The 25,817-nt window shown below is 38.3% G+C and carries 23 protein-coding genes; 2 read left to right on the top strand and 21 right to left on the bottom strand.

Translation table 11 applies throughout. The annotated features are described in order from the left end of the window. Positions 1–63: 63 nt before the first annotated feature. Positions 64–1,668 (bottom strand): EAL domain-containing protein, encoded by a 1,605-nt coding sequence (locus tag M3183_RS02790; RefSeq protein ID WP_251466189.1) that lies wholly within the window; start codon positions 1,666–1,668, stop codon positions 64–66. A 133-nt stretch (positions 1,669–1,801) separates the two neighbouring features. Here M3183_RS02790 and M3183_RS02785 point away from each other — a divergent pair, with 133 nt between their 5' ends. Together M3183_RS02785 and M3183_RS02780 are read left to right on the top strand one after the other, a co-directional pair. Beyond that, a complete protein-coding gene (locus tag M3183_RS02785) occupies positions 1,802–2,251 on the top strand; it encodes a V4R domain-containing protein (RefSeq protein WP_251466187.1) in 450 nt (149 codons plus the stop codon). A gap of 109 nt (positions 2,252–2,360) precedes the next feature. Next, positions 2,361–2,954 carry a hypothetical protein gene (locus M3183_RS02780; RefSeq protein ID WP_251466185.1) on the top strand — a complete coding sequence of 198 codons (594 nt, stop codon included), beginning with the start codon at positions 2,361–2,363 and terminating at the stop codon, positions 2,952–2,954. Positions 2,955–3,796: 842 nt separating this feature from the next. On the opposite strand, the gene M3183_RS02775 is transcribed toward M3183_RS02780, so the two are convergent. The 20 genes from M3183_RS02775 to M3183_RS02675 all read right to left on the bottom strand — a co-directional run bounded on the left by M3183_RS02775 (position 3,797) and on the right by M3183_RS02675 (position 25,815). Then, positions 3,797–4,546, bottom strand: coding sequence for a hypothetical protein (locus tag M3183_RS02775; protein ID WP_251466183.1), 750 nt, complete (start codon positions 4,544–4,546; stop codon positions 3,797–3,799). 727 nt (positions 4,547–5,273) lie between these two features. Continuing rightward, positions 5,274–7,325 (bottom strand): flagellin N-terminal helical domain-containing protein, encoded by a 2,052-nt coding sequence (locus tag M3183_RS27045; RefSeq protein ID WP_396953692.1) that lies wholly within the window; start codon positions 7,323–7,325, stop codon positions 5,274–5,276. Positions 7,326–7,585: 260 nt separating this feature from the next. Continuing rightward, positions 7,586–8,359, bottom strand: a complete 774-nt coding sequence (locus tag M3183_RS02760; protein WP_251466181.1) for a hypothetical protein — start codon at positions 8,357–8,359, stop codon at positions 7,586–7,588. 14 nt (positions 8,360–8,373) lie between these two features. After that, positions 8,374–9,231, bottom strand: a complete 858-nt coding sequence (locus M3183_RS02755) for a tyrosine-type recombinase/integrase (protein WP_251466179.1) — start codon at positions 9,229–9,231, stop codon at positions 8,374–8,376. Between the two features lie 163 nt (positions 9,232–9,394). After that, positions 9,395–11,977, bottom strand: coding sequence for a hypothetical protein (locus M3183_RS02750; RefSeq protein WP_251466178.1), 2,583 nt, complete (start codon positions 11,975–11,977; stop codon positions 9,395–9,397). A 67-nt stretch (positions 11,978–12,044) separates the two neighbouring features. Beyond that, positions 12,045–12,599, bottom strand: a complete 555-nt coding sequence (locus tag M3183_RS02745; protein ID WP_251466176.1) for a hypothetical protein — start codon at positions 12,597–12,599, stop codon at positions 12,045–12,047. 206 nt (positions 12,600–12,805) lie between these two features. After that, a complete protein-coding gene (locus M3183_RS02740; protein WP_251466175.1) occupies positions 12,806–13,999 on the bottom strand; it encodes a hypothetical protein in 1,194 nt (397 codons plus the stop codon). A 353-nt stretch (positions 14,000–14,352) separates the two neighbouring features. After that, positions 14,353–15,240, bottom strand: coding sequence for a tyrosine-type recombinase/integrase (locus tag M3183_RS02735; protein ID WP_251466173.1), 888 nt, complete (start codon positions 15,238–15,240; stop codon positions 14,353–14,355). Between the two features lie 73 nt (positions 15,241–15,313). Beyond that, on the bottom strand, positions 15,314–15,508 hold the full coding sequence (locus M3183_RS02730) for a hypothetical protein (protein ID WP_251466161.1): 195 nt from the start codon (positions 15,506–15,508) through the stop codon (positions 15,314–15,316). A gap of 304 nt (positions 15,509–15,812) precedes the next feature. Then, positions 15,813–16,118, bottom strand: a complete 306-nt coding sequence (locus tag M3183_RS02725) for a hypothetical protein (RefSeq protein WP_251466159.1) — start codon at positions 16,116–16,118, stop codon at positions 15,813–15,815. A gap of 11 nt (positions 16,119–16,129) precedes the next feature. Continuing rightward, positions 16,130–16,582 (bottom strand): JAB domain-containing protein, encoded by a 453-nt coding sequence (locus tag M3183_RS02720; protein ID WP_251466158.1) that lies wholly within the window; start codon positions 16,580–16,582, stop codon positions 16,130–16,132. Between the two features lie 202 nt (positions 16,583–16,784). Next, positions 16,785–17,165, bottom strand: coding sequence for a hypothetical protein (locus M3183_RS02715; RefSeq protein WP_251466157.1), 381 nt, complete (start codon positions 17,163–17,165; stop codon positions 16,785–16,787). Positions 17,166–17,395: 230 nt separating this feature from the next. Next, positions 17,396–17,554, bottom strand: coding sequence for a hypothetical protein (locus tag M3183_RS02710; protein ID WP_251466156.1), 159 nt, complete (start codon positions 17,552–17,554; stop codon positions 17,396–17,398). Positions 17,555–17,773: 219 nt separating this feature from the next. Continuing rightward, positions 17,774–18,895, bottom strand: coding sequence for a flagellin N-terminal helical domain-containing protein (locus M3183_RS02705; RefSeq protein WP_251466155.1), 1,122 nt, complete (start codon positions 18,893–18,895; stop codon positions 17,774–17,776). A 116-nt stretch (positions 18,896–19,011) separates the two neighbouring features. After that, entirely contained in the window at positions 19,012–19,344 is a 333-nt protein-coding gene (locus M3183_RS02700; RefSeq protein ID WP_251466153.1) for a carbon storage regulator, read from the bottom strand. A 275-nt stretch (positions 19,345–19,619) separates the two neighbouring features. After that, a complete protein-coding gene (gene fliD / locus M3183_RS02695; protein WP_251466152.1) occupies positions 19,620–21,197 on the bottom strand; it encodes a flagellar filament capping protein FliD in 1,578 nt (525 codons plus the stop codon). A gap of 100 nt (positions 21,198–21,297) precedes the next feature. Next, entirely contained in the window at positions 21,298–22,137 is an 840-nt protein-coding gene (locus tag M3183_RS02690) for a flagellar hook-basal body protein (RefSeq protein WP_251466151.1), read from the bottom strand. Between the two features lie 25 nt (positions 22,138–22,162). Then, positions 22,163–23,035 (bottom strand): flagellar hook-basal body protein, encoded by an 873-nt coding sequence (locus M3183_RS02685; RefSeq protein ID WP_251466150.1) that lies wholly within the window; start codon positions 23,033–23,035, stop codon positions 22,163–22,165. Between the two features lie 12 nt (positions 23,036–23,047). Beyond that, positions 23,048–23,491, bottom strand: coding sequence for a YaaR family protein (locus M3183_RS02680; RefSeq protein WP_251466149.1), 444 nt, complete (start codon positions 23,489–23,491; stop codon positions 23,048–23,050). Positions 23,492–23,649: 158 nt separating this feature from the next. Further along, positions 23,650–25,815 carry a HAMP domain-containing methyl-accepting chemotaxis protein gene (locus tag M3183_RS02675; protein WP_251466148.1) on the bottom strand — a complete coding sequence of 722 codons (2,166 nt, stop codon included), beginning with the start codon at positions 25,813–25,815 and terminating at the stop codon, positions 23,650–23,652. Positions 25,816–25,817 lie beyond the last annotated feature (2 nt).

The raw sequence follows: 25,817 nt of genomic DNA, 5'->3' as shown, positions 1-25,817 counted from the left end.
CTGTTTTTTAATGTGATTTATTCCACAGTTAGTCAAATTTCATCGAAAAACATCAAAGTTTGATTATGATGTTAATTTCTCCATCTTTCCCCTACCCTTGAATTGAACTAAATATTGATCTGCTGCCTCCGAACTAAGCGGCCTGCTGTAATAAAAACCTTGAACACTGTCACATCTTAATGTTTTTACCTGTTTTAACTGTTTTTCCGTTTCTACACCCTCCGCAATGACTTTCATATTAAGTGCATGGGCCAGGTTCGAAATGGCATTTGTTAGTGCTTTGCTGCTTGGATTAGTATCAATGTCAAATATAAATGAACGATCAATTTTCAATGTATCTAATGGCAGCTTTTGCAAATACTGTAGAGAGGAATATCCTTTGCCGAAATCATCAATAGAAATATGAACACCGATTTCTTTCAATTTGTTTAGCATATTAGTAGCCGAATCAATGTCATACATCATCATACTTTCAGTGATTTCAACCTCTAAGCAGCTGGCTGGGATACTATATTCTTTTAACACCCGCTGAATATTTTCGGCTAAATCGTTTTGTAAAAACTGTTTGGCCGATAGATTCACGGCCACTTTGATATTTTCAATACCAGCATCCAGCCATTCGCTAATTTTCCGACAGGCGTTTTCAATGACCCAATCCCCAATCGGCAAAATTAATCCGGTCTCTTCAGCAATCGGGATAAACTCACCAGGCGGGACCGTGCCGAGATCAGGATGATTCCACCTCAATAACGCCTCCATTCCGATGACTTTCTTTTTCTTTAGGTTAATTTGCGGCTGAAAATGCAGCTCGAATTCATTGTTTGCCAAAGCATTATATAAATTGTTTTCAATCATTAATTTTTCAAATGAACCAGCCGATATGTCTAAACTCGCTTTTTCAATTTTTCTATGCCCATTTTTCTTTGCACGATACATGGCCGTGTCAGCATTTGTAATCAGTGTTTCCATTTCGTCCCCATCATAGGGATACAGACTGATGCCAATGCTTGGATTAATAAAAATTTCCGTTTCTTTCAGATGGAAAGATTCTTGAAATGCATTCAAAACAGAAGCTGCCCGCTGATCCACATCCTTTTCATGGTGCAAATCTGTAATTAAGAAAACAAATTCGTCCCCGCCCATTCTTGCAACCATATTACCCGACCCCAAGCTTTTCTCCAGCCGTTCTGACACCTGCTTCAGAAGTAAATCTCCGTATGTATGGCCCAGCGTATCATTGATAAATTTAAAGCGGTCCAAATCCATATACAAAACCGCAAGCAGCGCATTCGTTTCTTTTGCCTTATCAATTGCCCGTTGCAAATGCCTGGTGAATAAATACCGGTTGGGCAGCTTTGTAAGCGGATCGAGACCGCTCATTTTGATATCTGCCAAAATCAATCCTGTTTGATTTCCGTCATCAAATTCACTTACCTCTGCCCAATACGGCGTTTCATCGCCGCACTTCGTTTTGATGTAGGTCTGACCAAATTTATTTGCGTAAATCAAATCGAAACCGGTGATGATGTTTTCAGCTTTTATTCCAATTAGTTCTTCTTGAGAATATCCTGTTTTCCTTAAGAAGGCTTGATTAGCAAAAACGATTTCATTTTTTTGATTTAAAATCATCACTATCGTTTTATATTGATCAAGAATAGTTGTTTCCATATTAATTTCCTCTCATCGTTTATTTAATTGTAGAATATCTTTCAAAATACTTTTAAACCTTGACCTACATCAAGTTTTTCTAGTTTTTTGTATGCCACAATAGGGTTGTACATAATAGATGGAGGGATTAAAGATGGATTTATTTACATATGAAGACATGAAAAAAATTAATCGAAAAAAATTAGGCAATCAAATTCCGTTAGAATTATTTCGATCCGTACGATTAATCGGCATGTACCAAGGACTGCCAATGAACGGCAAAAACACTACAGTTGCCGTTGGCAGGAAAATCGGACAAAGCCTTCCTGTTCAAAAAATTGACGAAGTATTGGCTCATTTTGAAGAATTGAAGATTGGAATTCCAACTGTGCTGGAGTCAAAAGACAATGAGTATCTGGTAAAAATTGATGATTGTTTCTGTAAGGGACTTCCCCCGCACCCTGGGAATAAGGTTTGTGATTTGGAGGGGGCTATTCTAGAGGGGGCTATTTCACGGTTTTACAATGGTAAGGTGATGGTGCATGAAGAGAAGTGTAATGTGAATGGGGATAGTCAATGTGAGTATCGGATTAAATTGCTTTAATTGTGTTGTAAAAAATTCGGGCAAGTTTGTTTTGCCCGGTTTTTCTTTAATAAATCTCTCTTTTTTTGATATAATAGAACAAACGTTTTGCACAGGGAGGTAGATTTTTATGACCGAATTTACTTCAATTTCAAGTGAATTGCTTAATATGTTGTCGGGAAAATTATTAGGAGATGGATGTATAACGAAGCAAAAAGGACGGAAACCACGTTTTCAATTTATTCATTCTGCCAGCGATAAAGATTGGTGCTTTTATTGCTACGAAAAATTAAAGAACGAATTACCTATTTCACCCCCACACTATAGAAAGATAAAAGATAAAAGAATTTTACAAGGTTATACCGAGTCTTACCAAGTACAATCACGCACAACTCTACTTATTACTTGGCTAGAATCACTATGGTACGATAACCGTATTAAAAAACTTCCTTTTCAATTTCTGGAACAATATTTAAATGAGTTAGCATTAGCTTGGTGGTATCAGGATGACGGCCATTTATCTAAAAAAGACAATACCCCGAAGAAAATTATTCTTTCAACAGACAACTTTACTACGAATGAAAACAGACGATTAAAAGGCTTATTGGGAAGAAAATTTCATCTTTTCTTTAACCTGGATTCCCAAAACCGCCTTATCTTATATGATCAGCTACAAATTCTTTATTTTTTTCGTTTATTGAGCCGTATTTGCACCCGTCAATGAAAAGAAAAACAATAACTCTAGAACAGGCAAATACTTTTAGTAAAAGAACAACAATATACCTACCCCGGCGCATTCAACTAGTAAAACCCACATTAGAAATTAATACTCATCTTGAAAACCTACATATTTTAGAGGAAATTATAATGGATAGAATAAAATACATTATTTTTTATAAAGAAGAAATTTGTCCAATTTGTTGTTCAAAGATACCAAAGGATATCAAATTGTTATCCAAGAACAATATAATTCAGTCCTAAAAAAAATTAAAAATCAAACAGGGATGACAATTAGTCAAATTATAACACTTTGTTTCATAGTTAAATACAGTAATGTAAGTTTTTCAAATTAAACTAACAAACCTATTTTGCCAAACAAAGGACTCTATCAAAACTAGAGTCCCGCGAATTTTTATGAAACATTGCTGTGAAACAAGATTATTCGAGTGGTGCCAAACATCCAATTTTATTATACCTTTCGATCATAAAAAAGACTATTTCTCCAACCGTGTCCTATGATATATTTGGAATTATCGGCTGGTAGTTTTCCTTATTTTCTTTAGAATAAGCAAACCCATACACTTGATCCCACACCAGAAATACTTCGTGAAACATTTCTGTGAAGCAAGATTATTCGGGTGGTGCCTGGCACCTTTATTTTTGTTTTCTGCACCACTCAAGCTGTTGCTCGAGGAATTTCTTATGTTCTAGCTCATTTTCATCCATCCAGACCCCTCCTGTCAAACAGCTTATTACAGTGTCTATGGGTTCCTTGTCTTCCCAATGTTAAGTGAAACAAGGCCCTCTCCCCCTGTCCATGTCCCATATGTAGCAACCATTAACATATTAATAACTATCACAAAGACAAATTCGAAACATTGCATGAATTCCAGATAAATATTCTGCAAACTTCCTCATATCCCTTGCAAGTTCTTTTAAAGGCATTTCTCTTATACTTTTATGTGCTTCAACTGTTTCTCCAGACTCTTGATTTACAACAATCAAAAATGATGATGGTTTTTCATCATCTATATAATCTTCAAGGTCTTGCACTCTGATTTTTTTGTTATAATGTTTTTCTGATTCTCTAGTATTTTGATTAGAGTCACTTAAATCTGAATATCTGAAATATGTACTTGTATCATCATATTTCTTAATATGGTCAACTATTCTTTGATTATCCGGATTTATAATCTTAGACATTTCTTTTGAGGCCTCTTCATTTAAGTCTTTTTCATGTTCACTAACTAGTTTCTCAAAATATCTATATAACGTAGAAATAAAATGACTGCTAGTTATCCTTTTCCATTTCTTATTCCCATTAAAATCCTCATATACTATAAAAGGTTCTCTTGAATCAAAAGGAACAGTTCCATCTTTATAACTCAATTTCAATTTTTTATGAATGATAACAATTAGCGATTTCAAATATAGCTCGATAGAATGTCTATATAAGTAAAGGTTAGGTAATAAACCAATTGTATTTTTGTCAGGATTATTCTCCCACAAAAAATCAGCTGTACTATGGAAATTTGATGCAAGTAACCCAAAGCCAAAGTCTATATGAGTATCTGGATCAGTAAACTTATACTGCAATGGACAATTCCCCCATTCTAAATTTTCTTAGTCATTAGTCCCTATTTAATTTGAAAGAGACCCTAGTAAAACTAGAGTCCCCGATTTGTTCAAAAATATTAACGAAGAAGTTGTAGAACTCCTTGTGGTTGTTGGTTTGCTTGCTTTGCCACTATGCCTTTCGGTCACAGAATAGACTATATCTTCATCCATGATTTTCATGGAGCTGGGCACTTCGAACAGCTTATGCTGCCCTACGAGATTCATAGTCATAGCCGGTTGTGCCTTAGACCGTGTTCTCTAGTTGTTGGACCTTCTCCAGAGTTTCCTCACAGGAGCTTGGCTGCTGATTATCCATTGTTTCATCCTCATCATTTTCACGCCTTCACGCTGACCGTTTCCAGTTACGTTGTGGTTGATGAAGCTTTAGGAAGTTCCAGCAATTCACCCAGTCATTCTCTTATCTGTTACCAGCTAGCGGAACAAAAAAACTTGTGTCCCTAGTTCTTACAACCATTTTTTTCACAGGTTATTTTGGAACTACTATTTACCCAATGGCTAGCATTATCATTTGTATCAGTTCCACAACCAGTTTTTCCGCCTCGGACCCCACTATGCACAACTCCAGTCGGTATGTGTTTAACTGCCATATGTATCACCTCCTTAAATATTCAATTATCTGTAAACATGAAACTATGTAGAAAATGACTCTAGAAATTCATCTAGAGCCATTTTTAAAAATCTAAAATTAACGAAGAAGTTGTAGAACTCCTTGTGGTTGTTGGTTTGCTTGAGCCAACATTGCTTGTGCTGCTTGAGAAAGAATTGAGTTTTTGGTTTGTTCCATCATTTCCTTCGCCATGTCAACATCCCTTATACGAGATTCTGCAGCAGTTAAGTTCTCGGAAGAAGTATTCAAGTTATTAATGGTGTGCTCTAAACGGTTTTGGTTCGCACCTAACTTACTTCTTTCACTCGAAACGACTTCGATTGCATTGTTAATAACAGTAATCGCTGAGTTCGCTGCATCCGTCGTAGAAACATCGATAACATGTTCATTATCTGTACCGTTTTTTACGGTTGAATCTCCGTAGGTAACATCGGTAACAGTTACTCCATCAGCTAAGGTAACTGTTCCTGCGCCAGCAGCACTTGAAGTAAGTCCTAATGCTTCAGAGCGCATGTCACTCATTGCTAAATTCAAGTGTTGGTCTTTGTTTGCTCCAATTTGATATGTTATAGAAGCATCTTGGCCATCATGCCCTGTTTCTGATACTGTATTAAATCCTAAGTCAGTTGCACCATCGCTAGCAGAGAAGGTTATTTGGCTAGCATCACCTTCTTTACCACTAGTAATTTGGAATCTTACACGGTCGGTGTCAGCCACTGTTAATGCCTTAACTTCAACATGTTCTTTTTGAGCATTTGTAGGCGTTGCATTCCAAGTGTCAATTGCATCGTTTATTGCTGTCTGAACAGCACTTGCAAGTATATTTTTATCCGAATAGTCAGTATCAGCTATTGTAGCGGTTAATGCAGTTCCACCATCGATATTAATTGTTAATGTATTATTTTTAGCCTTACCTAAATCTAGCGTTGCATCAGTAAGACCAGCAAGACCTGCCGCAACACCTGTAAATGATGTTACACCATTGTCTCTTCCAGAAGTAGCAGTTCCAATTTGAATTGCACTACCCAAGGTGCTTCCTGCTGTAAAAGTAACATCATTTGCTAAAGTTGTTGCATCTCCATCTGCACCAACAGCAGCATCAAATGCTGTGTCAATTGCAGCAGCTAAATCATCTGGAGTATTATAAGTAACACTACCAGTATTTAATACAAGGTTAACCGATTTAGTAGTCAAACCACCATCTTTAGTATAGTTAACGGTCATTGTATTGTTAGCAGCATTCCCGTTTTCCGCTACATCAGTGGTACTATTGAATAATACTGTAGCAGCATTACCACCTACAATACTAATTTTACTATCAGCACCTTTGTTTCCAGCACCATCAGTAATAACTAATTTCCCACCAGTAATGGCAACAGAAATATTCGCCGCATCAGTTGTAGCAATGCCTGTATCACCAGGAGTCCCTCCAGGGCCAGCTGCAAAAGCAGTTCTCATTGCTGCCTGAATATTTGCTGCAAGCCCATTGTCATCTGCACCAGCGGCAAACTGGATTGTACGTACTGTATTTCCTATTTGAATAGTCAATTCATCATGACTAGTATCTACTAATCCTTGTAGGTTCATTCCAGTACCATCAGCAGAGGCAGCTACACCACTCGTATATTTACCCACAGTTCCATCATGAATAGTTACAGCTCCATTAACAGCAGCGCCACTTCCAGTACCTGCAGTAGCGGCATTTCTTACTTCGAAAACATCAGCACCAGCACCGATTCTTGCAATAGATGAGCCATTCTTTACTGCCGCAGTAGCTTCTGTCTTGTCCTTAGCACCATTAATCAACTTTTGAGTATTAAACTCAGTAGTATTCCCAATACGATTAATTTCATCAGCTAACTGGTTAACTTCATCTTGAATGCTTTTTCTATCACTATCTGTATTAGTTCCGTTCGTAGATTGTACTGCTAGTTCACGCATACGTTGAAGGATGCTGTGGGTTTCATTTAAAGCTCCCTCTGCTGTTTGTATCATCGAGATAGCATCTTGAGAGTTACGAGATGCTTGGTCTAATCCACGAATTTGTCCACGCATTTTTTCGGAAATTGCTAGTCCAGCCGCATCGTCCCCAGCCTTGTTGATACGAAGACCCGAAGATAATTTTTGCATTGAATTGGCTTGTGCTGTTGATGCACTATTCAACTGACGAAAAGCAACCTCGAAAATCAAAAATCTTCCTACCTCAGAAATCCATGTGACTCAAAGAATTTGAAGAATGTAATGAAGCATCATTAGGAGAAATAAATATAATGGAAAGAACTCGTTCCAAAACATTAGGAAATCATAAAAAAATGGAAGAGTGAAAAACAGGGGTTCAATAGGAAACCATTAGGACCTGTTCGTCATCTCTTCCATTAGAAATCCATTTGCTAGGCATTTTGTCGCAACAATGTCTCGACTTCCCGCTCATAACCATACTTCTGAAAGAACTCAATCAATGCCACCTCGAAAATTTCTCGCTGATTGACATTCTTTTCCTTGCTAAAGTCTCTAACCATTTGGTCAAGTGTGTTCGTCATATGGACTGATTTTGTAACAAAAAGACCTGGAAGTGTAAAGCGGGGAATCTGCCCTGACGCAACTGACGCTCCTAACAGACTTTGCAAGCCACTCTTGTTTGACGATAGCCACTCAAGTAAGGGGAGAAATTGTTCAAAGTCACCATTTCCAACATCAAAAGAACCCTCATGTGAAGCGTCAGTACTGGTAGCAGCAACTCCCTCATCATCATTAGGCATGGTCGGGGAAGTGGAGAGATAATTCCCCGCCTCCTGTGACCATTCAAAGCCTTTTGACTTCATATAAGAAGCCATTTCCAAGTGATTCTCGAAGCCTACCTTCACTGCAACCTTCTTCAAATCTGCCCCTTCTTTATTCAATTCCATCACAATTCTTCGAACCCGGTCTGATGGGAAATTGACCATTGTTTCTATCGAAGCTTTTAAGACATCCGCTGGTATATAGTTTCCCTTTTGCTTATCCCAAACAAAGTTTTTACGTCTCATAAAGCTTTCCATCGAACGATAGCCTGAATAGCGATACTGTTCAGCAACCTCTTCCCTTGAAAAACCTTCCCCTAACAGTTTCAAAATTCCTTTAACCTTGTCATCATAAATCGGTTGTAATGCTTCCGCTTTAGCCATTGATTACTCCTCCTTTACAATGTGTTAACAGCATCTTTCAAATCATCCATGTTGCTATGGACATAGATACTCGTTGTTTTTAGGCTGCTATGCCCAAGCAGCTTTGAAATCTTGACTAAATGAACATCGTTTTTGACTAGCTTTGAAGCAAAAGAATGTCGAAGGATGTGTGCAGTTACGTTCTTTTTCCATCCCAATGCTTGATTTGTATCCCGAAATATCTTAGATACCCTAGTTTTTGAAAACATACCAGTGTTTCTCGTAGCAAAGAAGTAATCCGAATTCACTTTCCAGTTCTCTGTATAATCCACCAGCAATTCCTTCAATTTTGTATTGATTGGAACAAAGCGGTCTTTGTTGCCCTTTCCATGCCTAATGTGAATTAGATTCTCTTCCAAATCCACATCATCAACTTGAAGGTTAAGGCACTCTGAAATCCGCATACCCGTGTAATAAAGCGTTTGTGCAACTAATCGTGCAAGGTCGTGTTGGATGGCATTCACAAACACATTCACCTCCTTTTCAGAAAGGTACTGTCGCTCCTTTTGCTGGCATTTGATAGGCTCCAATTTTGCGGTAACATTCTTATCACACCATTCGCTTTTGTAAGCATAACCGAAGAAAGACCGCATGCTTCCTAACACACGTTTTCTGCTAATGGGCTGGTAACCCTTAACCTCCTTAAGATAATAGAGATACTCCTCAACATCTTCTTGTGTAATGTCCTCTAAGTAAACTGAGCTGTTGTATTTCTCTTCAAGGTAACGATTTAATAGTGATAAATCTTCATTATAGGCTTGAATTGTTACTGGACTCCGCTCAATATTTGCTTGATACTTTCCGAACATAACAACCGATTCCATAAATAACATGTAAAAATCCCCCTTCTAATTAATTCAAATTTATAATATATAATCAAAATTGATACAAATACCCCATTAGATAACGCAATGTCCTTGGAAAGCGTCAGTACAAACAGTACCATTATGAAACGGTCTCAACTGACAGTTCTGACGCTTCGCACGGGACAACACATTACTCGGCTTCTTCTAATGGACGGAACAATTCATCCATATCCTCATTAAACTTGCTTGCCCATTTTCTTTTAGCTTTCTTAGAATCAATCTCTTGGGATTGCATATCATCTTTTTCAACTGTCCCATTCGTTACCTTTTCGAGCGTAATCTTTTTATAGTCTCCTGCATGGCGAATATCGTAGTAAATCCCAACTTCTTCAAGATTTGACTTTACCTCTTTGAGTCGCTTGCTGAGCACATGGGCATCCTTCGGCCATGTTCTAACCCTAGTGTTAATTTTTTCTAATTCCGCTGTCTCCTCTAACTCCTTGAGAAGTTTCGAAACACTACCTCCCCATTTGTTTTGAATTTTCATAAAGGAGAGAACCGCCGCTGCCACTGGATGTGAGGAAAGTGCTTCTTCATTAGCTCGGTCCTGATTTCCTAAATAGGCTTGAAGAAATGTTCCTCCTCCAATTCCTAATACTTCTGCAATGGCATAACCCCAATAAGTAAAGTCTGCCATTCTACCCACCTCTTTTAGCTCTACTTCTTCACGAAGAGTCATCGCTTTCGAGAGTGTTTTAAAAATGCCACCTAGAATCATTGGCAAATCTGCACGAAAATTAGACCAAACTTTTTCCTCCGTCTTTCTTTCATTCTTAGGAATGCGCTCTAATTCTAGTACAATAGAGCGGTCTAACAAGTCCGCACGGGTAGCGACCACGTTAATGCCATTCAGCATGACACACCGTTTGAAGCGAAGGATTGTTTCATCCGCATCGCTATAGAGTGTTCGTTTAGAGAATGCCCCCCCTGTTGCTGCCATACAAAGCATGTCACTCTTTTCCGCTGATAAATAATCGAGATTGTCAAAGCTAGGCATGTACGTATTCGCTAGAATAATAGCTAGGTCTTGCTTAGATGTTGGCATCGACAATAAACCTTGCATAGCTGGGTCCACAATTTCCTTGACCATGCTCATGGTTGTAGATTTCGAAGCGCCTTTCTCCCCGTACAGAACAAGCATGACATGGGCAATTTCCGCTATAAAAGAACTCACCAAGAAAACCATAAATAATATGAGGTCCGACTCCTTCTTGAAGCGAAAATGCCTTTTAATCAAACGATAAAGTTCCTTTTCATCTACGGTTAGGTCTGGAAGCGCTTGTTCCTTCATGTTTTTATTCCGTGTAAATAAAATTGGAGGGTGCTTCTCGATTGTGCATTCTTGATTAGATACTTTGACAGCCTGCCAGGTTGAATCGCCTAAGTCATAATAAAAGTCGTTCTTATGCTTAGTTATCCTACGTTGCAATTTTCTTTGCTCCCCAGAGAACATCGCTTTCATTTCAAGAACCTTTAAAGCTTGATTTATTGCATCACTGCTAGGTGCACTATTTGTTTCCTCATAATAGAGCTTTGTCAGGTATAGCTTGAATTTCGCACTAGCTAGGGGCATAACTTCGGTATGACCGTTGATTTCAACTCCTGCATAACCTTCTTCAAGCTCATTTGTAAAATACTGAATATCTTCGGTTAAACGTATGATAACATCAGATTGCTTTTCCTTTTCCTCACTCTCATTAGCCTTCTTTGCTTGCCAATCAGGTTCTAGTAAGGTTCTAAGACTTTGCCAATTTTCTTGTCTACAGCTATTATGATGACATCCCGCCGCAATACCACCACCATCAAATTGGATAATGTAGGCGCTTCGATTCGTATGTTCAGCATTCCATGGACAAACATCTAATACGTACTTTGTCCCTTTGTTCTGAAAAGGTCCTGAAAAGGTGATTTTAAGGTCCTTTTCTTTCAGCCATTCTTCTAAGTTAAAAGTTGTTTTTGCTTTGCCTTTTGATACCTTTGGTTCCTCGACAGTTGGAACCATTGCAATAATACTCTCTAAACGCTTCCGCTCAACAGGTTCTAGCTCATCAGGAACTTCTAAAATCTCTGACCACCGATGCGGTCTTTGAACTGTATCATCACCCTTACAAGCCTTCGTTCCATACAGCTTCACAATGCGGCTAGGGTTGAAAGTCGTACAATCAACCTTTACCATTTCATCACTAAAGAGGAAGTCTAACGCATATAGAAATGCCTTAATCATGTCTACGTTCTCCTGTGTATTTTCCATTTCAGTATAGAACACAACATGGTAGCCATTGCCGCTATCACTTACAATCTCAGCTGGAAAGCCTTCTTCTGATAAAAAACTAGATATGCTTTCTGCCATCACTCTAGCAGCTTCATGCTCAGCGTCAGTAGCGGAAATACCTGATGGTCGAGTTGGGTCAATATCAATGAGGATAAATTCAATCCTTTCAATATCCTTGTCTAGGGTCGTTTGTTTAGCGTATTTTTGTAGGCGATTGTTTGCCCTTGCCAACAAATCAGGATTTACTGGATTTATAGAGAAGTAAATATCGTGCTTCCCTACATAAGGTTGAATGGATTCCGCCAGTTTCTCAGCATCATCAAAATACCCATTAACTATTCCTGTTTTGGTATGAAGGATTCGAATCTCGGTTACATCTCCTTCATTGCGAAAAAGGTTTATTGTATCAATTACTTCGTTTACGACATCTTGATTTGACATTCTGCTTCCTCCTAAGTGTTATATTTCCCCTTACGAATACACCTTTCGGGGGAAATAAATGCTCGTTTTAATCCATATCCTCAATTGAATCTACTTCTTCATACTCATCCTCTTGGCTGTTTGAGAACAACGCTTCAGTTGCTTTTCCATTAGTACGCTTTGGAATCGGACGTTTCTTTGCAACCCTTTTCTCTGATTTAGTACCGCTTGACTCCTTCTTAGGTCCAGTACGTTTGATACGAGTAATGTTAGAGTATGTCTCATCATCTTTTTCAACGTTTTCAACTGTTACTTGCACAGGAATCCCCACAAAGTCAGCTAGCTTAATGCCTTGCCCTGGTGCTGGAAGCATATCCAAATCCTCTAGAAGCTTGACCATTTTACCCTTTTTACTCCAGCTGTAGTTTGGTGCTATATACAGGTCGACAGGCTCGCCTTCTGAATCCTCCACCTCGATTCGCACGCAGAGTACAACCCGACTTCCATCTTTGCTAAAATTGCAGCTCCATTCTTGAAATTCCGCATGACTAGTAATGCCATCGTAAGTACCATCATCGGTTGTTCTTTTGTTTCCTTCTGGACGTTGTAAAAAATCTTCATTTTGTAAGTCTGCTAGTTTCATATTTCTTCGTTCCTCCCTGATATCGTTTTTTGCATCAACAGCGTCAACGACATCTATGACTCTATTGACTGTACTGACGCAACTTTAGTTGTTTTTCCCTTGCTACAACCTAATATTAATCCCTTTGCAATCCCCTCTCATTATTTGCACCCAATATAAAAATTGAGGTGCAAGACAAAAAAAAACACCCCTTTTCGGAGTGCTTACTAATCATTTTTCTTTTTTCGTTGCTTTAATCGTTCCTTAACTTCATTCATTTTTATGTATGAGGATTTTGCAACAATCCTCTCTGCTTCCTCCTTAAACATCTTAGATTGCTTTCTGACATCTTCCAGAAACCCTATGAATCCATTGTAAAAATCCTGTTTTTTTGGATTTCCCTCTTCTACGTTCATTATTATTATTTCTTGAACTTGTTCTTCAATTTCTTGAATATCATTAAATTCCTTCTGAATTTCTTTTACTTTTCTATCAACCTTTTCAGTATATGTTTGGTTTTTCATTTCCTTTAACTGCTCTGTAGAATATCCAGTTATTCGTTTAATGGTTGGCGAAAGAGCCTCCTCCCATTTTTCTCTTGTTTCAATTAGTTCTTGAAAATCCTCATTCTCAGTGTGTGTTTGGTTGGGGCTTTCCATCCTTGAACGTAACTCTTTTACAAGTAACTCATCAAGTGTTGCGTTTCCTAGTCTCCTTTCCTCGTTTATTTCTATGTCATTCATCCTGTTTATTTTGTAAAGTTTGTCTAGCTTATATTGCTCATCCATCCAGGGGTTTTGCCATTTTTCATTCATTGATTGACTAAACAAAAAATCTCCATCAATCCCCGCTTTAAGTATCTCTGCCTTCTCGTTAACTTCTTGGTGCACCTCATATGTTCTATAAATTAAATAATCAAGATAATCATACAGTTCTTTCCAGACATGCACCCTCACACTCGTTTCGACCAATGAAGTAGCTGTTAAGACTTCCGTAAATTTTCTTTGAACAGCAGCAAGTCCCTCAACCTCTTGTAGAGTTCTATAGTAGACTGTAGTGTCCTTAATGTCGTATTTGATTTTCTTTGGTAATTCCTCGATAAATTCCATTAATTTTTCATAATAAAGAGTAATGCTATGTAATGTTGTATGTTTAAATTCAATTTCTCGTTTGTATCCTCCCGCTAAAGGATGGTATTCAAAAGCCTTCAAAAGGACAATTAAAATATCTTTCCAGTCACTACGTATGAGATATTTTCCTGTTCCATCCTGGTGAAAATCAGTAATTTTAAAGCCATAGTACTTACAGAATGCTGGGAATCTTTTTTGGAAGATACCCCTTGTCCAATTTAATGTAATTATTAGTTCATCCTTTGATAAATCATTAGGATTCATTTTTCTAAGTATGTTTCCCTTTGACATCCTAATCCCTCCTCCGCTCTAATTAATTATAGACAAAAAAGCATAGGGAACAAAGGGAATATGGTTTGACATCTTCCCCGTATGTAGCGTCAGATGTGACCATTGCGACAGTTTTACTGAAACTTCTGATGAAATTGACGCTGTACATAGAAAATGCATTATACGGAATTCAGCAAATATTGATTGATATTTATTTTTATTAATTTCCACTAATATAGAGCCCGTCTTACCTCCATTTAAAGCGTCAATTGCGTCCCTTGCAACACTGACAGCTCTGACGCTGCGTATGGACCAATTGAATTTCTTTCATTGTAGCTTCAAAAAAAGAAAGGAGCAGGACATGTTCCTTTCCCCTAAAGCAGGTTGACTGCTTCTAGCTTTTCCTTGCGACTACTGGACACATAGAATTGGCTAGTGGTCAGAACAGATTGATGCCCTGCTAAACGGCTAACTGTTGTTAAATCTACACCCTTTCTTACCAATCTACTACAAAAAGTGTGACGAAACATATGTGGGTATATTTTGAATCCTACTTGCTTAGCGATTCCTTCTAACATCGTATTGACAGAATCCCTTGCCAGCTTTTCTGTACGTTGGCTGACAAATAAATAGCGGCTATCCGCAAATTTGCTTTGACTCCGCTCTCTTTTAAGGTACTCACGAATGTTCTCCACCAAGTCGTTTCTTAATGGTATCTGGCGATGCTTTCCTCCTTTTCCGTACACCGCCAGCTCATTGGTGAGGAAATCAACATCCTCCAACCGAATCTGACAAAGCTCACTTACCCTTACCCCTGTGTAAAGAAGCATCATGACAATCAGTTCATTGCGCTTTGTAACTAGACTTCTATCTTGTACGTAAAACAACAAGCGGGTTACTTGTTCATCGGTAAGAACATCGACCTCCTTTTGACTTCCAGTAGCTATCTTTACTCTGTCTTTTCCTAGATGCACCACCTGCTCTTTTAAATACTGTTTTTTCATCAAAAACAGGTTATAAGCCTGCAGGGAATTGATTTTCTTGTTGATGGTAGCTATTGCGTAACCTCCATCTTGTAGCCACTCCTTGTAGTTCGTGACATAGAAACGCTTTAGCTGCGTCACATCTCGTACACCATTTGCTTGAATGTAGTCATGGAACAAACGGACATCTGTTTTATAGCTCTCAATTGTTTTCGGTGCGATGCCATTCTGAAAAAGATGGTCCTCAAATTCTTTTACTAGGTCTTGCGCTGATTTCATTATTCATTGCCCCTCTCAAAAAAATAAGAGCCTTTGCCAACTAATGACAAAGACTCTTTGTAATGCTTTATTCTTAATCTTCTGGACCGAATATGAATCCAATCGTTCCACCAATTACTCCTCCAACAACTGCGCCCACTGGACCACCAACTCTTGCTCCAACCGAGGCTCCTGCTGCTGTACCAGCAACAGCTCCCTTTGCACTTGGTCTTACCTCGATTTCTTTTTCACCATCATTATCTCTAATCACTAATACACCTTGCTTCATCTTCTTTTCCTCCTCGATTGTCTTTGTCTTCATTTTAGTCCCTTTTCAATATCCACATACCAAGTTCAAAACATTTTTTTGAAAGAAACCTTTTACCCTCTGCAATTCTTATCTATGGGACATGGCTCCCTACAGTATTATCATTATGCAGGGAGTTTTCTAGCTTCAAAATGTGCTAGATTCCATGGTATGACTAAGTTTAATTATGCTTTACATTTTTATGTTTTATTTTGCAGGGAGTTTCGGTTAGTTTTTGCAGGGAGTTCTACTAACCAGCTAGAAACGAATTTCCCATCTGAATGATTTAATCGACATAAATCTTATGGGCAATTTGCTCCCCATTTTTTATCCATACTTCGTACAACTTCTTTCTCGTTTTCATATCCAATACATAACCAGCAATCCACTCATAACCTTCATCATCCACATACGAAATCGTTTCAATAAGCAACGGGTCAGGAAGCTTTTCTAAGTGTTCCGCTGGAATGAGCAAATCATCTATTTCTTCATGATAGAAATCATAGGCTTCATAACCAACATCCTCTCTTTTGACATCAATGTTAAATATCCTCTTCATCTGTCCTACGAACCAATCTATATACAGCATCATTTCTCCCCCATTCAAATATGGCCCTTTTCTTTTAGTGAAACGTACTCCCCATCACCCAGCACGATATGGTCAATAACATCTATTCCAATAATCTTACCTGCTTCTACTAATCTTTTAGTCACCTCCACATCTTCCTTGCTTTCAGCACTTTTCCCACTGGGATGATTGTGCCCAACAAGGATTGAAGCAGCGTTGCTCAAAATGGCAGGCTTGAAGCATTCCCTTGGATGTACGATGCTTGCGTTTAGGCTTCCAATATGACAGATGTTAATAGCTGTCGGCTGATTTTTTGTATCCAAACAAACAACAACAAAGTACTCCCTATCCACGTCCCCTAAGAACTGCTTTAACAATTGGTAGCCATCTTCAGGACTACGAACACAGCGATTTTTGTATAGGATGCTCGATTCCTTCACTAGCTTTAGACTAACAATGTTCACACGTTTTGCAGATTGTTTATTCATGATTACGATTCCTCCTCTAAAATAGAAAAAGGACTTCCCTCCAAAGAGAGAAGCCCTAATTTGATGAACATCATGTACATGTATGTTCAATATTATGATATATGCTTAAGTTCTGTATCATTACATATAGATGGAAACACCCAATATCAAACCCTTTTCCTCGTTCTTGCTTTATTACTCAAAAACCCAATAAATTTATAACTTATTTTACCAATTCTAGTTTCTCTATTAGATTTTTTACAGATTCAATTACATTAAGCATTTCTTCCTCATAATCTTTAATCCTTCTAAAAATCAGGTTAAAGAATTGCTCGTCATCTATTCTAATGAACTCATCAAGTATATCCTTAGAAATAATACCTTCAATAAATACGGCTTTTATTATATGTCTAGGATTAAAGCTTATTTTACCAAGAACAACATCATTCCTAGATATTTCTCCAATCTTGGTATGATATATGCTAATCGCCACTTTACCTATTTCATATCTAAGGAAATCTACAATCACATGTAACTCTTCCCTACTATAATGGTTCTTCATTTCAAATTTTTCATCAAATAAAGATTTAATTGCATTTGTCATTTTATTCACCTCCTGTCTTCCTATATATTACTATTATCCTACTTTTATATACCCTCGGCAAATTCAGATTTCTTTATTCTTAGTTCCCCTAGCCTATTACCATGCCACAATCGAAGTTTGTGTATACTATTCTAAAAAGTTCTTGATTATTCGTTGATTATCTCATAATTTCTAAACCAAATAAAAACAGGGACCCTAGCTAGGCTAGAGTCCCTAATTTGCTAATATAATTAACGAAGAAGTTGTAAAACTCCTTGTGGTTGTTGGTTGGCTTGCTTTGCCGCTGTGTCTTTCGTAATCACAGAATAGACTATATCTTCATCCATGTTTTCTTCCATGGAGCTGGGCACTTCGAACAGCTTTTGCTGCCCTACGAGATTCATAGTCATAGCTCTCACACCTTAGACCGTGTTCTCTAGTCGTTGAACCTTCTCCAGAGTTTCCCCACAGGAGCTTGGCTGCTGATTATCCATTGTGTCATCTTCATCATTTTCACACCTTCACGCATACCGTTTCCAGTTACGTTGTGGTTGATGAAGCTTTAGGAAGTTCCAGCAATTCACCCAGTTATACTCTAGCTCGTTACCAAGCTAGACGCCCTTTAATCATTATCTCAAAAGTTGTAAAACTCCTTGAGGCATTTGATTTGATTGAGCCAACATCGCTTGTGCTGCTTGAGAAAGAATAGAGTTCTTAGTTTGTTCCATCATTTCTTTCGCCATGTCAACGTCACGGATACGAGATTCCGCAGCAGTTAGGTTTTCAGAAGATGTGTTCAGATTGTTAATTGAATGCTCTAAACGGTTTTGATATGAACCAAGTGTAGAACGAGAACTAGAAACTTGCTTAATAGCATCGTTAATAGTTGTAATAGCCGTATTGGCACCTGTTTGAGACGTAATATCAACCCCTGCTAATGCAGTCATTTGAGCTTGAGTACCATTTGTAATTCTTGTATCATCAATTGCTATAGTCATATTTTGGTTCGCATTAGCGCCGATTTGGAAAGTAAGACCTGAGTTTCCAGTAACAGCAAACGCCAAACCATCAAATGCATCATCGGCATAAGAGTTATTAACATTCATGGTAACTGTTTGACCATTTGGTCCACCAAAAGTGATTGCTCCAGCCTGACCCGCAGTTGGGATATTAGAAATTAAGGTATCTGTACCATCAGATAAAGTATACGAATGGTCAGCTTGCGCAGTTAATGTCCATGTACCAGTTCCTAGACCTGAAAAATCAACTTTTTCAAACGCACCGTCTCCTAAAAGTGTTGACGTAGCAGTATCAGTGTCTACTTTAACCGCAAAGTCACCTTTTAATAGACCCTTAGTGTTAAATTCAGTGTTATTTGCAATTCTATCAATTTCATTTCTTAGCTGACTAACCTCTTTTTGTAACTCTGTTCTGTCGTCATTTGTATTGGTATCGTTGGCAGATTGGACTGCAAGTTCACGCATTCTTTGAAGAATATCATGAACTTCGTTTAATCCACCTTCAGCTGTTTGAATCAAAGAATTCGCATCTTGTGCATTCTTAGATGCCATGTCTAATCCGCGAATTTGTCCACGCATTTTTTCTGAGATTGCTAATCCAGCCGCATCGTCCTTTGCACCATTGATTCTAAGACCTGAAGATAACTTCTCCATAGATTTTGATTGAGCTGTTGATGCACTATTCAACTGACGATACGTGTTAAGTGCTGCAATATTGTGATTAATACGCATATTTTAAAACCCTCCTATGTAGTGTTAAATTTCATGCAGAATTTATTCTGCGGTATATAATAATTCCCCAATGGGGTTATTATCAAATTATGGTATGAGGAACTTTCAAAATTTGATTAACTAATTAATTCCTCTGTTTGTTTTTTGTATATTTCTTCCCGAAATATACTAATTTCTTTTGGTGCGTCGATGGCAAATCTTAGTAATCCTGATTGTGTTTGGATCATGGATACTTTTACGTTTTTGCCAATCAAGATGGTTTCACCAATTTTTCGATCCGTCTTTTTGATTTTTACACGTTTTTCCGAATCTCGTTTGATTGGTGAAATACGGATATTGTTTGGAGCATCAATTATAAGCTTGAACTTCGATCCATATTGAATTACTGTAACTTTGATCTCGTCATCAATGATCACAGATTGTCCAACTTCTCTGCCAACAATCAACATCCATCTAACCTCCAAAAGTATTTGATTTCAAGAAATTTCTTTAATAAGCTACTTCCTATTATTATTATCGGATCATCAAAATATTAATTTAGTAGTTTATCAAATTTTTTTGAATAACATTTGGAATTTCTTGATATTATTTTTATCGCCCATTTCAAAATAAAGTTTAGCAGTTTTTTTAAAATTTCGTTGATGAAAATTTTCTTCAAATAAAACCAAAAACCGCAATCAAGATTTTATCCCGATTGCGGTTTTTTTGAACACTGGAAATATTATTATCCCAGCTGTTGATATATCCATGAACTCTGTGAATTTAATTTTTGCAAAGCTTCCTCCATGGCGTTAAATTTTTTCCAAAGATTTTGCTCAGTAGTATTTAAGCTGTCTTGTAATTGCGCAATTCTCTTATCATATGAAGCGGCTTCTTTTGCCAAATTACTGTTAAGCGATATAGTATCTGGTGCACCAGCAATCACTTTTAAGCTGTCCAGCACGTCCCCAATCCGTTCATAAACTCTTACGCCTATCCCACTATTCGAATACTTTTCAGGACTAGTTATCGTATTGGTTTTCTGATCATCCACTACTTTACTGGCAAATAATTTTTGAATATCTCCTAAATTACTTGTTAATAGTGATTTAAGTTTAGTTTCATCTAAATACAATTTACCATTTTCTTTGTATGCAGTCGCAGAATAATTAGTTGTTGTTGTAATACCAATATCCTTTAGTGTCTTAAATGATGTATTTATTCCGGCAGCCTCTACCGCGTCACCTATACTTGTCCGAAGCTGTGTTAAAAATTGGCGGATAGTTGGGTCGTTTGCTAGTAAGCCGCTTTTCGCTTTTTCTTCCCAAAGCTTTATATCATCATCTTTCATCGCTTTCTTTTGATCATCTGTTAGTGGAGGATAATCTCGATATTTTTTTTCAGAAAGCTTATCATCTAGATCTTTGATCAGCTCGTTATATTTATCTACAAATGTTTTGATTTTGTCAAAAACTTTATCTGTATCTGGTGTGATACTGATAGCAGCCTGAGCATTTGTTTCTTTAATATCTTGTTTTAAATTGATTTGAATATTATCATATGTAAACATATTACTAGATATATTAATTCTCGTTCCATTAATGTCCACATAACCAGGTTCAATATTGGATCCATTCGTACTGTTCGTAAATTTTGGGGTATTGGCTGTTACTGTAGTATCATCTGTTGTACCATCTACTATATTTAGATTGGTATCAGCCCCGGTAAAACCTGTTATGGTAATAGATTTGTCTGCCCCAGTATCCGTTGTAGAAAATACCAATGAACCTCCTACGTTATCTACTGTTATATTTTTATCCGCAAGCTGTGTTTTCATTTCGGCAATTGCTTTATCAAAGGTATTGCTCTCTTTGGAAATCTTAATTTCCTTGCCATTTATTGTGAAAGTAAGATCTCTAGGTGCTACACCGTCTGGAAAAAAGGAAGCTGACCCGTCTGTAATTTTCGTATCAAAACTTACGGAAGCGCCTTTTGCTGGCTTCGCTAATTGGGCCTCAGTAATGGTAAGACTTGTCTGTGCAGTTTTACCTGTTAAAGAAACAGCCACCCTGTCATCACTCGAAGTTACCTTTTGCGCCGAAGTAAATGTCCCCTCAAGCCGTAAATCCTGCATCGCAGTCCTAAAACTATCAATTTTTGTATTGATTTCCCTATAGGCCTCCGTTTTCCAAGTGTTGATTGTTTTTTCCTGCTGTAGTTTATCCAAAGGCATTCTATTTACTTTCATCATATCACTGACAATTTTTTCTGTATCCATTCCAGAGGCAAGCCCGGATACATGCGTCGTTAAGTTTACATCCATTACATATTACCTCCTTAGTTCATAAAATCACTTACTACTGTTTATCGGATGAAGCAAAAAATAGTTAAATAAAAGACCGCCAAATTATAGCGGCCAAATTTTACTTCAAAATATTATTAGCAATCCCCGTCATCTGATCGGCATACGAAACAGCTCTGGCATTCATTTGAAAACTTCGCTGGGCAGTCATCAAATCAGCCATTTCTTTCGTTAAATCCACGTTGGACCCTTCCAAATAACCAGATGAAATCTGCGACTCACCGGCATTCATCAGTCTCACATAATTAGCAGCTCCCTGCCCGTTAGGAAGAGCTCCGGAATCAATCGAAAATTCATTGTCTCCGTCTGCTTGTAAAATATGTGGATTCTGAATATCCACAAGACCAACCCGCTGCCCAGAAGCAAACTCTGTCTCCACGCCCGCTTTATTTTTCAACATAATCTGTCCATCCGGATTGATAGATACTTTGTACTGATCATCCAATACAATCGGCTTGCCGTTTTGGTCCAGCAAAAAACCGCCATTGGCATTCACCAGATGATAGCTTCCCGGCTGATTGGGATTGACACTCAATTGGAAGTTCCCGTCCCGTGTATAATGTGTTTCGCCGGACGGATAGCCGATTTGAAAGAATCCTTTTCCTTGAATCATCAAATCAAACGGGTTTCCTGTTTGCTTTGCCTGTCCTTGGGAAACGTCCAGCTGTGTGAGACCAGTCCGAGTTCCGTAGCCAACCCGAATTCCGTTCGGTGTAAGTCTTCCTTTTTCCAAATCCAGCCGTCCCTGGTTATTTATTTGATTGGCTAATATTTCTGAGAAACTATGATCTTTCCGTTTATATCCGTTCGTATCGACATTTGCTACATTGTTTGAGGCTGTATCAAGTTTTTGCTGAAATGCCTGCAGGGCACCGGAGGAGATGTATAGTGAAGTATTCAATGGCTTGTCCTCCCTTTCTCAAATATTATCCGTTTAATTTTCCGGTAGTATATAACTGCTGTAATGATTGGTTATAGACATCAATTACTTTTTGATTGGCCTCATAGCCTCTTACGGTCATCATCATATCTGCCATCGTCTGGCCGGCATCCACATTGGACTGTTCAATGAAGCCTTGATTCAAGGAAACTCCCGCAGGATTTTGATTGATCTGCAGCGGTGTTGTGGATTGATACACATTTCCGCCCAGCCGGCGAAGGTCTAATGGATTTTGTGCAATGGCAATTCCAATTCGTCCGGCTGCTTGTGTTTGATTGCCATTCTGGACAAAAATCTGACCATCCTCATTGATCCGTAAATCTTCCTTTTGAATACTTCCAGTTAACATAACTGGTTTCCCGTCAACTCCAAGCACACGATAACCATCCGACGTGACCAGGTTCCCGTTTGCATCTAAATCCCATTTTCCGTTCCTTGTATAGCCCACCGTTCCATCTTGAAGCTGCACTGCAAACATGGCTGCTGGTTTCACTTGCCGACCGTTGATCGTTTGTTCCGGCAAATCTTGATCATTTATCGCCAGATCCAGCGGCTGATCAGTTTGAACCAATGTTCCCTGCTGAAAGCTCGGAATCCGTTCCTGGGCATATACACCCGTATACAACTCTCCAATCGGAACAGCCTGTCCAGGCAATTGCGGTGCACCGTTAACAGGAATTTTCCCCTGAGCGTCCAAATCACGAATACGATTGATTAATAGACTAGGAAAAGCCCGTAATGCCGTGTCATCCTTCTTATATCCAGGTGTCTGGGCATTTGCCAGGTTATCGGCTAATGCTTCTTGTCTCCGCTCCAATGAATACATCCCGGATGCAGCAGAATATAAACCTCTTATCATATTGAAATCTCCTTATGTATATAAATTAACCAGTAATCCCTTAATTTCCCCAATCCGTTCCAAAATCGAAAGTCCTTCTGTCTGCTGGTTTAAGACATGGTCCGTCAGCTCCACTAATTTTTGGTCCAGGACCTTCACAGTTTTTAGTGTCCGGCTGCCGCCATACATATCCCAGCTTTCAGATTGCGATAAACTCAAACCGTTTTTCGTCACTTCCCCCATAAACTGTTTGACCAAATCCTTGTATTTCCGCAGCTCATGAAAGGTTGGATTTTCGCATAATTGCTGTCCCTGCTCATCAATGTTCTGGAGAAGCTTGTGAAGGTATTCCTTCGTTAAATCCTTAGAATACGAGTTTATTATTTTTTGAAAAGAAGCGGCAGGTGCATTGGAGCGCTCAGCTCCTACAGGCCGGTTATCGCCAAAATTGACTCGTACTTGGTCTTGTATTTTCAAGAGTTTCACCCTCACATACTAATCAAAATGAATCAAAATCATAGTTTTATTATACTTTATTTGATAAGGATTTTCCTTAAAAATTTTTTAAAACAAAAACTCCTACCAAAAATGGCAGGAGCTTGTATTGGATTAACGCAATTCCCGATAAAACTTTATTAACTTAATTTCTTCACTTGTCTTTTTACATTCATAATGGCCAGTGCCACACCTTCTACTTCGTTCGTTTGTGTTTCAATGCCGGCAAATAATTCCCCGCCCTGGACAAGGACATTTTGAACACTGGATGCAATTTCTTCTCCATATTTCGCCTGGTCATTTGTTGCCACCGTAATTTGATCCACCATTTCCTTGATACTGTTGATATTGCGGACAATTTCCTCAGAGGTTAGGGCTTGTTCCTTCGTGGCATTCGTTACCGCATTCGATTGATTTGTTACGTTTTCTACTGCTTTTACAATGGCCCGGGCTCCTTCTGCTTCTTCCCCTGTAGCGACAATGATTTGCTGCACCTGTTCCTTAATATCCGTGATGCCTTTAAAGATTTCTTCTGCAGTAATGGTCTGTTCTTTGGTCGAATGGGCCATTTCTGAAACCCGCTTCACGGTATTTTCCACTTCACTTGCAAAGAATTCGCTGTTTTTCGTTTGCTCATCCGTTGCTTTGGCAATTTCAGTCATTTCATCTGTTACTTGGGAGATACCCTCAGTAATTTTTTGAATCGCCACATTTGTTTTTTCTGCCAGTTCATTTCCAACCTTCACTTTATCGGCGCCCTCTTTAATCGAAGAAACAGCGACGGAGGTTTCCTGCTGGATCCCTTTGATCAGAATAGCAATTTCTTTTGTTGCTTTTGCTGAACGCTCTGCCAGTTTTCGAACTTCCTCGGCAACGACCGCAAATCCTTTACCATGTTCTCCGGCACGTGCAGCTTCAATAGCGGCATTGAGTGCAAGAAGATTAGTTTGTTCGGCAATATCATCAATCACTTCAATAATACTGCCAATTTCTTCTGAACTTTTTCCAAGGCCTTCAATAACATCACTTGCATGCAGAATGACCTGCGAAATTTCCTTCATACCATTCAATGTGGCATTCAAGGAGGATGTTCCCTCTAAAGCATCGTTTTGTACGGTATTGCTTAGCTTATTAACCGTTTGGACGCTTTCCGCTACTTTTTTCGTTGCCGTAATCATCAGTGCCACCGCTTCAGAGGTTTGTTCTGTACTGCTGTTGATACTTGCCGCATTTTCGCTGACACCTTTAATCGACTTGCTCATCTCTTCAATGGCTGCTGAGATCTGTTCAACACTTGCCCCAACATTTCCAGCATTCCCAGAAACCTGCTCAATGGAAGCCATCATCTCTTGAATGGCGGAAGATGTCTCTTCTGCAGATGAAGCCAATTGATTCGTATTTTCAGCGACAAGATTGACAGATGCACTCATTTCTTCTATGGCAGCTGAAATTTCATCCACACTGGAGGAAGTCATATTGGTATTACCGGCTACCTGCTGAATGGAAGCAACCAATTCGCTGACCGCATCATTGGCCTGTTTCATCGATGAATCTAATACCTGGGCACTGCTGGCGGTTTGCTCAATCGACTTTTTAATTTCAGAAACAGACTGGTTGGTAATATCCACATTTTTTCCGACTCCTGAAACGGAACGGGAGATTAATCTTGTTACTAAGAAAGAAACGATAATACTAAATAATGCTGCGATAACTGAAACAATGATAATCATCATGGTCGCTTTTTGGGTTTTTTGCTCAACGTTTTGAAGAATATTGGCATTATCTTTTTCCAAGCTTTTTGCTAGTTCATCCATGGATAAAACAGCTCTTTCCCCAAGAGAGGCCATTCTGTCCATTTTTATATGAACTAATTCATAGTTGTTAGTGTTTGATTCCTCAAAATAGGGAGGCAGAAATGAAATATAATTATCAATGGCTCGATCAAATTTATCCAGTTTCTCTATATTACTCTTATTGATGATTAGTTTTCTAATTTCTTTACTTTCTTTTTTTATTTTTGCAGTATCTTCATTTACGACTTTTTCCATTTTGGCTTTATCTTCTACATTTCGCTCATAGGCATGCTTGGTTGTATAGAGTCGTAAATGAGTAATGTCTTGTTTTAATTCACCAATCAGTTCAATCTTCGGCTGCTGTGTATTCGTAATATTTTGTACATCCTTGTTTAATGAGCTGAGATTTGTATAGGCAACAAAGGTTAATGTAATAAATAATAAAATGATGATAATATGGCTGCCCCATTGTTTCACATTCATAGAAATATTTTCGGAAAATTTTCGATACAATT

This window comes from Neobacillus mesonae (assembly GCF_023715155.1).
GTDB classification, from domain to species: Bacteria; Bacillota; Bacilli; order Bacillales; family Cytobacillaceae; genus Neobacillus; species Neobacillus mesonae_A.
Note: the sequence above shows the minus strand (reverse complement) of the source record. Positions and strands in the feature narration are given on the sequence as shown.